We start from the raw sequence: 10,010 nt of genomic DNA, 5'->3' as shown, positions 1-10,010 counted from the left end.
CAGATAGCAGTGTCAGGCAAACCGCTATCGCGGCCTCGCGCCGCTCGTGCGCTCCTACAGATGCTGCTTACACCCGCAATACCCCCTCGATACAGGTCACCGCGTCGCCACCGATCCAGATGTCGTCGCCCAGACGTTGCACATGCACTCGCCCTTGCCGGCCCATCGCTGTGCCCTGGCTGACTACATAACGGTCCGGAGCCAGACCCTCGCTCAATAGCCATTGCGCAATGCCTGCGTTGAGGCTGCCGGTAACCGGATCCTCAGGCATGCCGTCGCCGGCAATGAAAGCGCGCACTTCAAATTGTGCATCGGTGCCGTCCAGCGCCGGGTCCCATGGGGCAAACACGCCGATGGCCAACGACTGCAGCTGCGCATAGTCGGGCTTGAGGCCCAACACAGAGGCGCGGTCCTTCAGCCTTAACGCCAGCCAGCCAGCGCCGTTGTCGACCCAGCGGGCGTCGACAATCGCGCCCTCATCAAGGCCCAATCCCAAGCGGACTCGCTCCAGCAGCGGGTCTTCCACAGGGCCTGATCGCAACAGCTCAGGCGCGGTAAACGCCAACTGCGTTCCGAGGCGACGGATGCGCACCAGACCGATACCGCACTCCTGAATGATTTCTTCGCCCTTGGGCTGCCCACCGCTTTCCAGCCAGGCATGACAGCTGCCCAGCGTCGGGTGCCCGGCGAAGGGCAGCTCACGCAGCGTGGTGAAAATACGTAACCGGTAGTCCGCTTCAGGATGTTGCGGTGCCAAGAGGAAAGTGGTTTCGCTCAGATTGGTCCAGCGGGCGAACTCGGCCATACGTGCATCGCTGAGCCCGTCGGCGTCCAGTACCACCGCCAATGGGTTGCCCAACAAAGTCTGGCTACTGAAGACATCAATCTGCTTGAATGGGTACTGACTCATGAACGCAATCTCTCATCCATTAGGGCTGGAACGGTTAGGGCTGAAAAAAACCAGGGCGGCGAGGTTCGCATTTCAAGCGGGCAAAGGCAAAGCGTACCGCCATCCACGCCACACGGAGGTTACAACATGCTGGACAGCCCTCGGGGTTCGCCGGTGGAGACGCTTTACTCAATGATGGCCGACAGAAAGTTCGCCGTGCTGACCGGTGCCGGTATCAGCACCCCATCAGGCATTCCTGATTATCGCGATACGGAAGGCGTGCGGCGCGGCAAAGCGCCGATGATGTTTCAAGAGTTTCTCGGCTCCCCGGAAGCCCGTCGGCGCTATTGGGCACGGGCCATGCTTGGCTGGCCTCGGGTGCGGGTCGCAGAGCCCAACGCGGCACACCGGGCATTGGCAGAGCTGCAAGCCGGACGACACATCAGCCGTCTCATCACGCAAAATGTCGACACACTGCACGATCAAGCCGGTAGCACCGGCGTCATCGAAATGCATGGCAGCCTGCATCGGGTCATTTGCCTGGATTGTCTGCAGAGTTCGGAGCGGGCAGCCATTCAGCTGATTATGGAGGCGCAGAATCCTTATCTAGCGGGTGTCGACGCGATCCAGGCCCCCGATGGCGATACCCTGCTGGACCCGGCTTTCGAATCTCGCTTCCGGATACCTCACTGCCCGCACTGCAACGGGCAGCGGCTCAAACCCGACGTGGTGTTTTTTGGCGAAAACGTTGCGCCCTCCACTGCCGCCGAGGCGATAGAGAGCATTGAGGAATCACAAGGCTTGCTGGTGGTAGGCTCGTCCTTGATGGCCTACTCGGCGTTTCGCCTGTGCAAGGCAATCCGTGAGCAGGGCAAGCCGCTGATCGCGATCAACATCGGCAAGACCCGCGCCGATGAACTGCTGGATCTGAAGATCGAGATGTCTTGTGACCAGCTGCTGCCGATGTTGGCGGAGCAGTTTTCAGGATGACTGCGTTGACTGATAGCAGAACTGTGGGAGCCGAGCTTGCTCGCGAGGCAGGCGCCGCAATTCATCAGAGACCGCGTCGTCCATATCGCGGGCAAGCGCGCTCCTACAAGATTAGGTCAGCTCATCAGACCGCCACTTCATACAATTTCGGCAACTGCACTTCACCCGTGACCAGGCTGTGACGCAACCGCTCTGCATGTAGACCGGCAGCTTTCACGCCTGCCTCCTTGACGTGCCCGTACCCACGGATTTTCTCCGGCAGGCGTGCCAGCTCCAGTGCCGTGTGGCGATTGACGGCGTTGAGGTTGTGCAGGATGAGTTCAATGTCGCTGACATAACCCTCAATCAGCTCGCGCTCCTGGCGACGCTCCAGGCTGCGTCCGAACGGATCGAGCCCGGTACCGCGCAAGAATTTGAACTTCGCCAACAAGCCGAAAGCGTTGAGCATCCAGGATCCAAAGCTACGTTTGCGAGGTTCGCCTGTGTGCTTGTCGCGCTTGGCCAGCCATGAGGGTGCCAAGTGGAATTCAATCCGGTAGTCACCTTCAAATTGCTCCTGCAGCTGACGAGTGAAGTCGCCATTGCTGTAGAGCCGAGCCACTTCATATTCGTCTTTGTAGGCCAGCAGTTTGAAGTAGTTGAAGGCCACTGCCTCGGTCAAGACCGGAAGCTGGCCCGGGAACAGACGTGCTTCGGTATGCCGGACTTTTTCAACCATGTGCAGATAGCGCTGCGCATAGGCCGCATTCTGATACTGGGTGAGGATGTCCACATTGGCCTTGATGCGCTGCACCTGATCCAGAATCTGTGGCTCTTGCGCCTGGGTTTCCGGGTGAGCCGCGATTTTAACCGCCGCCAGATCATGAGCCGCGCGCCGCCCCCACAAAAACGCATTTTGGTTGAGATTGACGGCCACGCCATTCAATTCGATAGCCTTCTCGATGGCAGCCGAACTCAGGGGGATGAAACCCAACTGGAAGGCATAACCGAGCATGAACAGGTTGCTGGCGATGGTGTCACCCAGCAGCCGAGTCGCCAGGTCGGTGGCTTCGATGAAGTGAGTTTTCTCCGCGCCCACTGCATCCCGGATGGTTTGCTTCATCGCCTCGGCAGGAAACTCGGCATCCGGATTACGGGTGAACTCGGCAGTCGGGGTCTGCTGGCTGTTGACCACTGCATGGGAAAAGGTCGGGTTGAGCTTGGCGATGGCATCCGGCCCGGACGCCACCAGCAGATCACAACCCAGCAACAAGTGCGCTTCACCGGCAGCAATACGCACGGCGAACAAATCCTCCTGGCGGGCGGCGATACGGATGTGGCTGACCACCGGGCCGAATTTCTGCGCCAATCCGGCCTGGTCCAGCACGCTGCACCCCTTGCCTTCCAGATTGGCGGCATAGCCGAGCATCGCGCCTACTGTGGTGACGCCGGTGCCGCCCACGCCAGGTAGCAAGATATTGAATGGTTTATCCAGGCTGGGCAGTTGCGGTTCCGGCAGTTGCACGAAAGCGGCCACTTGAGTCGGCAGGCTTGGCTTACGCAGTTTGCCGCCATGGACCGTGACGAAGCTCGGGCAAAAACCTTCGACGCAACTGAAATCCTTATTGCAGGCGTTCTGATCAATCTCGCGCTTGCGGCCTTGGGCCGTCTCTTTGGGCAGTACCGACAGGCAGCCGGACTTGACCCCGCAATCGCCGCAGCCTTCGCAGACTGCCGAGTTAATCATGACGCGTTTGTCCAGATCCTTCAGAGTGCCGCGTTTGCGCCGACGACGCTTTTCGGTGGCACAGGTCTGGTCATAAATGATCACCGAAACGCCTTTAAACTCACGCAGTTCGCGCTGCACGCTGTCCAGATCCCGGCGATGATGGAACGTAGTGATCGGCGCAAAGCCGTCGCGGCTCGGGTACTTATCCGGCTCATCGGACACCAGCGCGATGCGTTGCACACCTTCGTTGAATACTTGACGGCTGAGCTGATCGACACGCAACACGCCGTCAATTGGCTGGCCACCGGTCATGGCGACGGCGTCGTTATAAAGAATTTTGTAGGTGATATTCACTCCGGAGGCCACCGCGGCCCTTAGCGCGAGGTGCCCGGAGTGGAAATAAGTACCGTCACCAAGGTTCTGGAACACATGAGGCGTTTCAGTAAAAGGCGCCTGGCCAATCCAGGTCACGCCCTCGCCGCCCATTTGCGTGAAGGTTTCAGTGGCGCGGTCCATCCAGATGGTCATGTAATGGCAACCGATGCCGGCTAACGCGCGGCTGCCTTCCGGAACCCGGGTCGACGTATTGTGCGGGCAACCTGAACAGAAATGCGGGGTACGCTGGGTATTGAACAGCGGCGCTTGCAGGGCCTTTTCTTTGTCAGCCAGAAATTGCAGCCGCGCTTCGATCTGTGTGCTGCTGTAAAACGGTGCCAGGCGCTTGGCGATCACTCGGGCGATCATGGCGGGCGTCAACTCACCCAGATTCGGCAACAGTGACTGACCCTGTTCGTCGAACTCGCCGACCACCACCGGGCGACGATACACCGGCCAGTTATAGAGCTGGCCGGTCAGTTGGTCTTCAATCACGCTGCGCTTTTCTTCCACCACCAGAATCTCGTCCAGCCCTTGGGCGAAGTCATGCACAGATACCGGCTCCAGCGGCCAGCTCATGCCGACTTTGAGCACCCGAATCCCCACCTGAGCGCAGAGCTCAAGGTCGATTCCCAGCTCTTCAAGGGCCTGGCGCACGTCAAGATAGGATTTGCCGGTGGTGACGATGCCCAACCGGGGCTGCGGTGAGTCGATCACCACCTGATTGAGCTTATTGGCACGGGCAAAGGCGCGGGCCGCGTAGATTTTATAAGTGTTGAGCCGCGCTTCCTGCGCCAGGGGCGGATCAGGCCAGCGGATATGCAGGCCGCCCTCAGGAATCTGGAAGTCGTCAGGAATTTGCGTGGTAATGCGCAGAGGATCGACTTCTACCACCGCTGAGGAGTCGACGTTTTCGGCAATGGTTTTCATCGCCACCCAGCAGCCGCTATAGCGCGAGAGCTCCCAGCCGATGATGCCGTAATCGAGGATTTCCTGGACGTTGCTGGGATTGAGCACCGGAATCATTGACGCAATGAACGCATGTTCACTCTGATGGGCGATGGTCGACGACTTGCAGCCATGATCGTCGCCCGCCAGCACCAACACCCCGCCATGCTCGGCGACGCCTGCCGAGTTGGCGTGCTTGAACACATCGCCACAGCGATCAACCCCCGGTCCCTTGCCGTACCAGAGGGCGAAAACGCCGTCATATTTGCCTTCAGGGAACAGGTTGACCTGCTGACTGCCCCACACCGCCGTGGCGGCCAGCTCTTCGTTGACGCCGGGCTGGAAGTGGATGGCGTTCTGTTTCAGGTACTCCTTGGCGTCCCACAGACTTTTGTCCAGATTCCCCAAGGGCGAACCCCGGTAGCCCGATATGAAACCGGCGGTGTTCAATCCCCGGGCCTCGTCCCGCTGCTTTTGCAGCATCGGCAGGCGGGTCAAGGCTTGGGTGCCAGTCAGGTACAGGTTACCGGTTGCCAGACGGTACTTATCGTCAAGACGAATATCAGCCAAAGACATTCAGGCGCGCTCCCTTTTGTTTTTATGAGCTTGGTATTTTTGCGGGGTTAAGAACCACTTTAGCGCCGCTCATCACGGCCGTGACTCCTCGTCCCTTCCGCTGAACGGTTCTTTTCAGCGGTCATGGGCAAAATACTGCCTGTAGCAAAGGGGCTTTTTCTTTCTAAATGCGTAGGAATCTGCTGATATTGAGCATGTTCGTTTCGATAAAAATAAAAAAAAGGGTCAATTCATGCAGAACAAATTAAGCCCCATCGACCGCCGGATCCTGCGTTTGCTACAGCACGATGCTGACCTCTCCGCCGCAGAAATCGCCGAGCGCGTTGAGCTGTCACAATCTCCCTGCTGGCGGCGCATCAATCGTCTTCAGGAAGAAGGCTTTATCGAGCGCAAAGTCGCCCTGCTCAACCCGCAGAAGCTGGGGCTGACCATGACCGTGTTTGTCGACGTGAAATTATCCGGGCATGGCCGACGTTATCTGGCCGAATTCGAAGAAGCCATCACGGGCTATCCCCAGGTACTGGAGTGCTACACGATGGCTGGGGATATGGACTTCATGCTCAAGGTGGTGGCTCAGGATATTGCCAGCTATGAGCGGTTCCTCAGGGATCACCTGCTGCAACAGCCCCATGTTCAGGAAGCTCACTCCAACATTGCCATGAGCGAAGTCAAGCGCACCACAGAACTGCCGCTGGACTGACGGGCGTTAGACGGGTTCTGCATTATTTTTTAATCGGGACGATAAAAAGCTTTGACTTGCAAATGATAATGATTATTATTGCAAGCAACTGGCCGCGAGGTCAGTTGGATAACTCAGAAGTCTTAGGTCGGCTTCTGGATTATCTCCTCATCAGGCTAATCACGGTTTTTGACCCGGATTTTTTCCGGGTCTTTTTTTTCTGATCTTTTGCGATCTTTTTTTCGGTTCGGTCTGTTTTGTGCTGCGGGTGTTGCATTCTTCAGGCTAATGAAGACTTGTGATGTTGCGATGGCGCGGATCATAGCAAAAAGACGGCTCAATAGGCCTGGAAAAATAGCTTCTATGGGCTATAGACAGCAGATAACCCGTAATTGAGCTGATTTGTCACTTGAGAACCAATCTCATTTTTTCAGGTCTGTTGTTCTGTAGCGGTCACGGAAGACCCCTTTCCCTCAAGGAAGAATTACCATGAAAAACCAGCGAGGCAATCGATCATGAGTCTTCAGCTCTCGTCCTTTCCCGCTCTGCCCGCACAGCAGTCCGACGCGCCACTGAGCCAGCGAGGCCAGGATCTTCATCGCAGGCTGGTGAAGCTCTCGCGCCGTACCCAACAGGTGTTTCTCCTCAGTCGACTGGACAACCTGCCCTACGCGACGATCGCCAGCCTGCTAGGTATCGATGTGGATGTAGTCGAACAGGCCATGGTCCGGGCGCTGCAACAATGCGACCGTGATGCGGCTGGCACAACAGTCGTCGCCGAATGCGTCAGCGAGCAGGCGATCCGCTGGTACGTTCATCTGCAAAGCCCTCACGCGACAGCCAGTCAACGCATCGAGTTTCGTCACTGGCTGGACGCAGCACCGGCGCACCTCGCCGCGTTCGAAGCCACTGAGCGGCTCTGGCGCCAACTTCAGGCACCGGCAGCCGTGCTGGGTGCCAATGGCTGGCATCGACGCAAGCGCCGGGGTTACATACTGTGGTGCGCAGCGACCGCGTTCCTTTGCGCAGTGTTCATGACTGCCGAGGCATTTGCTTCAATCCTTTAGATCGCTGCATTTCAGGTCGCTGCCCAGCCCTCGGTTGCGTGTAAAGTAGGCGCCACAATTGGCACCAACGTACACAGGACCGAACCGTGACTTCTCTCAAGATCAGCGCCGATTTCGATAGCGGCAATATCGAAGTGATAGACGCCAGCAACCCTGCCCGGATTCAACTGGCAATCCGCCCCGATACACGCAGCCCGCACTTCCAATGGTTCCACTTCAAGGTCGAAGGCCTGCAGGTGGGTCAGCCCCATGGATTCAGCCTGGGCAACGCCAGCCAGTCCAGCTACAACAATGCCTGGACCGGCTATAACGCGGCTGCTTCATACGATCAGCAAAACTGGTTTCGCGTGCCTTCCACTTTCGATGGTCGAGCGTTGAATTTCGAGCTGACGCCCGAGCAGCCGCAGGTCTGGTTTGCCTACTTCGAACCCTACAGCCGTGAACGTCATGAGTGGCTGATCGGACAGGCGCTGGATAAAGCCGGCACACAATTGCTGGCGACCGGTAAAAGTGTCGAAGGCCGTGATATCCCTCTGCTGCGCAAAGGCGACGGCACCCAGGGCAAACGCAAGATCTGGATCATTGCCCAGCAGCATCCCGGTGAACATATGGCCGAATGGTTCATGGAGGGCGTGATCGATCGGCTGCAAGAACCCAATGACCCTGTGCTGGCTCAGCTACTGGAACTGGCCGACCTGTATCTGGTTCCACACATGAATCCGGATGGCTCGTTCCACGGGCATTTGCGCACCAATGCCAACGGCAAGGACCTCAACCGCGCCTGGCAGGATTCAACTCAGGACAGCAGCCCCGAGGTGTTCTTCGTCAAGCAGCAGATGGAAAAGTATGGCGTCGACATGTTCCTCGACGTACATGGTGACGAAGAAATTCCTTACGTCTTCACCGCCGCCTGTGAGGGCAATCCAGGTTACACCGCGAAACAGCAGGCACTGGAAGAGCATTTCCGCAGCCGGCTGAGTGAAATCACCCGAGACTTCCAGACCCGTTATGGCTACCAGCGCTCGCAACCGGGCCAGGCCAACATGAATCTGGCATGTAACAGCGTCGGGGAAAAGTACCAATGCCTCTCGCTCACTCTGGAAATGCCGTTCAAGGACAACGACGACGCGCCTAACCCCACCACCGGCTGGGACGGTAAGCGCTCAAAACAATTGGCCAAGGACGTGCTGACCACATTGGCGGAGATGGCACCGACCTTGCGCTAAAACATGACCCCGCCCGACCGGTAGCAGCAGTGCCCGCATCGCGCAGCAAGCCGTGAACTCGGGGGAGCGAGCTTGCTCGCGAAGGGGGTATCAGGTTTAAACAATACTTGAGAGTTCCGACCGCTTCGCGAGCAAGCTCGCTCCCACATAAATCATTTGAATTAAATGATTTATGTTTTATTTGGTGAGATTGAGCTTGTTCGCGAGGCATCACCTGACACGCCGCCTCGCCAATAAGTTAGCTCCTAAGGGAACGCGGTTCAATTCACGGTCTAGATCGTTCTCGCCACCGACCGACTCGCCAGCGCGCGAACGATCAGTCCCGCCAACGCGAACAGCGCCAGCACGATAACCACCGATCCATACGCATTGGTCGTCGCGATCAAACCGAAGCTGTGTGCGCTCAACCCGGCGATCAGCGCCGGAATGCAGAACGCCAGATAGCTCAGCACATAGAACGTCGACATCAGCCCGGCCCGCTCATGAGCTTTGGCGAGGGGCAGCAGCAGGCGCAAGGCGCCCAGGAAGCCTGAGCCGAAACCGATCCCGGCGATCACAGTGCCTACAAAGAACAGCCACAACCAGCCGCCATTGACTGCGCCAAGAATAACCGCGACGCCCACTGGCAAAAAACTTGCGCCGACCCAGAGGCCCAGGACCGCAGCTCGCAAACGCAGCAGCAGGATCGCCATGGCGCCACTCAGCGTTAGAGACGCCACCGCCAGCCCTCCATTGATAGCGGATGTGGTGCCGGTGGCTGCGGCCAGTAACGAAGGCGTCAATGACAGGAAAAACCCGCCCAGCGACCAGGCGGCAATATCCACCGGAAGCACCAGCAACAAGGTGCGCCGCGCCTGTATCGGGACATGCAATGAAGGCTTGAGAGAGTTCCAAGCGCCAGCTTGCCGGCTGACCGTCTCGGGGATTAGCCAGATATAAACTGCCTGGGCAACAAATGCAGCCAGCAGCAGGCAATACGCGAGCAATGTCGGATGCGGTGCCAACTCCACCAACAACCCGGTACCCAACGCACCGATCGCCATGCCGAACATCGGTGCAATGCTGTTGACCAGCGGGCCCTGCTTCTCATCGCTATCGAGCAAGGCGGCACCCAGTGCGCTCCCCGCCATCCCTGTTGCGACCCCCTGAATCAGGCGCGCGAACAATAACCAGCTGACATCGACAGCTAGAATGAACAGCAACATGGCGACGATTTCCAGAACCAGCGCCGCGAAGATTACCGGTCGCCGGCCCAAGTAGTCCGACAGCGACCCGACAACCAACAATGCGGCCAGTAAAGTGAAGGCATACATGGCGAAAATCAGCGTCAACATGGCCGCCGAGAAACCCCAGGCTTGTTGGTACACATGGTATAGCGGCGTAGGAGCACTGGATGCAGCGAAGAAGGACAGCGTGGTAAATGCCAGGAACCCCAAATGATTGCGACCCCTGACATTCACATCCGGGTTCTGAAAACTCAGGGACATGGGTACACTCTCCGATCAGGCACGTTATTAAAGCTAAGGTTTAGCGTTCTGGATTGTGCGAGCTG

Annotated in this window: 7 protein-coding genes; 4 read left to right on the top strand and 3 right to left on the bottom strand. The window is 58.0% G+C overall.

Annotated elements, in window-relative coordinates; translation table 11 throughout:
- Window positions 1-67: 67 nt before the first annotated feature.
- Window positions 68-910: a PhzF family phenazine biosynthesis protein gene (locus tag IV01_RS21230; RefSeq protein ID WP_032626053.1), complete on the bottom strand. Its 843-nt coding sequence runs from the start codon at window positions 908-910 to the stop codon at window positions 68-70.
- 126 nt (window positions 911-1,036) lie between these two features.
- On the opposite strand from IV01_RS21230, the gene IV01_RS21235 reads away from it, so the two are divergent.
- A complete protein-coding gene (locus IV01_RS21235; RefSeq protein ID WP_032626049.1) occupies window positions 1,037-1,879 on the top strand; it encodes an NAD-dependent protein deacetylase in 843 nt (280 codons plus the stop codon).
- Between the two features lie 124 nt (window positions 1,880-2,003).
- On the opposite strand, the gene IV01_RS21240 is transcribed toward IV01_RS21235, so the two are convergent.
- Window positions 2,004-5,486 carry an indolepyruvate ferredoxin oxidoreductase family protein gene (locus tag IV01_RS21240; protein ID WP_032626046.1) on the bottom strand — a complete coding sequence of 1,161 codons (3,483 nt, stop codon included), beginning with the start codon at window positions 5,484-5,486 and terminating at the stop codon, window positions 2,004-2,006.
- 232 nt (window positions 5,487-5,718) lie between these two features.
- Between IV01_RS21240 and IV01_RS21245 the strand changes: the two genes are divergently transcribed.
- The 3 genes from IV01_RS21245 to IV01_RS21255 all read left to right on the top strand — a co-directional run bounded on the left by IV01_RS21245 (window position 5,719) and on the right by IV01_RS21255 (window position 8,458).
- On the top strand, window positions 5,719-6,186 hold the full coding sequence (locus IV01_RS21245) for an Lrp/AsnC family transcriptional regulator (protein WP_032626045.1): 468 nt from the start codon (window positions 5,719-5,721) through the stop codon (window positions 6,184-6,186).
- Window positions 6,187-6,680: 494 nt separating this feature from the next.
- Window positions 6,681-7,232 (top strand): DUF4880 domain-containing protein, encoded by a 552-nt coding sequence (locus tag IV01_RS21250; RefSeq protein WP_032626043.1) that lies wholly within the window; start codon window positions 6,681-6,683, stop codon window positions 7,230-7,232.
- A gap of 86 nt (window positions 7,233-7,318) precedes the next feature.
- On the top strand, window positions 7,319-8,458 hold the full coding sequence (locus IV01_RS21255) for a M14 family metallopeptidase (protein WP_032626040.1): 1,140 nt from the start codon (window positions 7,319-7,321) through the stop codon (window positions 8,456-8,458).
- A 272-nt stretch (window positions 8,459-8,730) separates the two neighbouring features.
- Here IV01_RS21255 and IV01_RS21260 read toward each other — a convergent pair whose 3' ends face one another.
- On the bottom strand, window positions 8,731-9,945 hold the full coding sequence (locus tag IV01_RS21260) for an MFS transporter (RefSeq protein ID WP_032626038.1): 1,215 nt from the start codon (window positions 9,943-9,945) through the stop codon (window positions 8,731-8,733).
- Between the last annotated feature and the right edge of the window lie 65 nt (window positions 9,946-10,010).

The sequence above is a fragment of the Pseudomonas syringae genome, from assembly GCF_000737245.1.
GTDB lineage: Bacteria > Pseudomonadota > Gammaproteobacteria > Pseudomonadales > Pseudomonadaceae > Aquipseudomonas > Aquipseudomonas syringae_J.
Note: the sequence above shows the minus strand (reverse complement) of the source record. Positions and strands in the feature narration are given on the sequence as shown.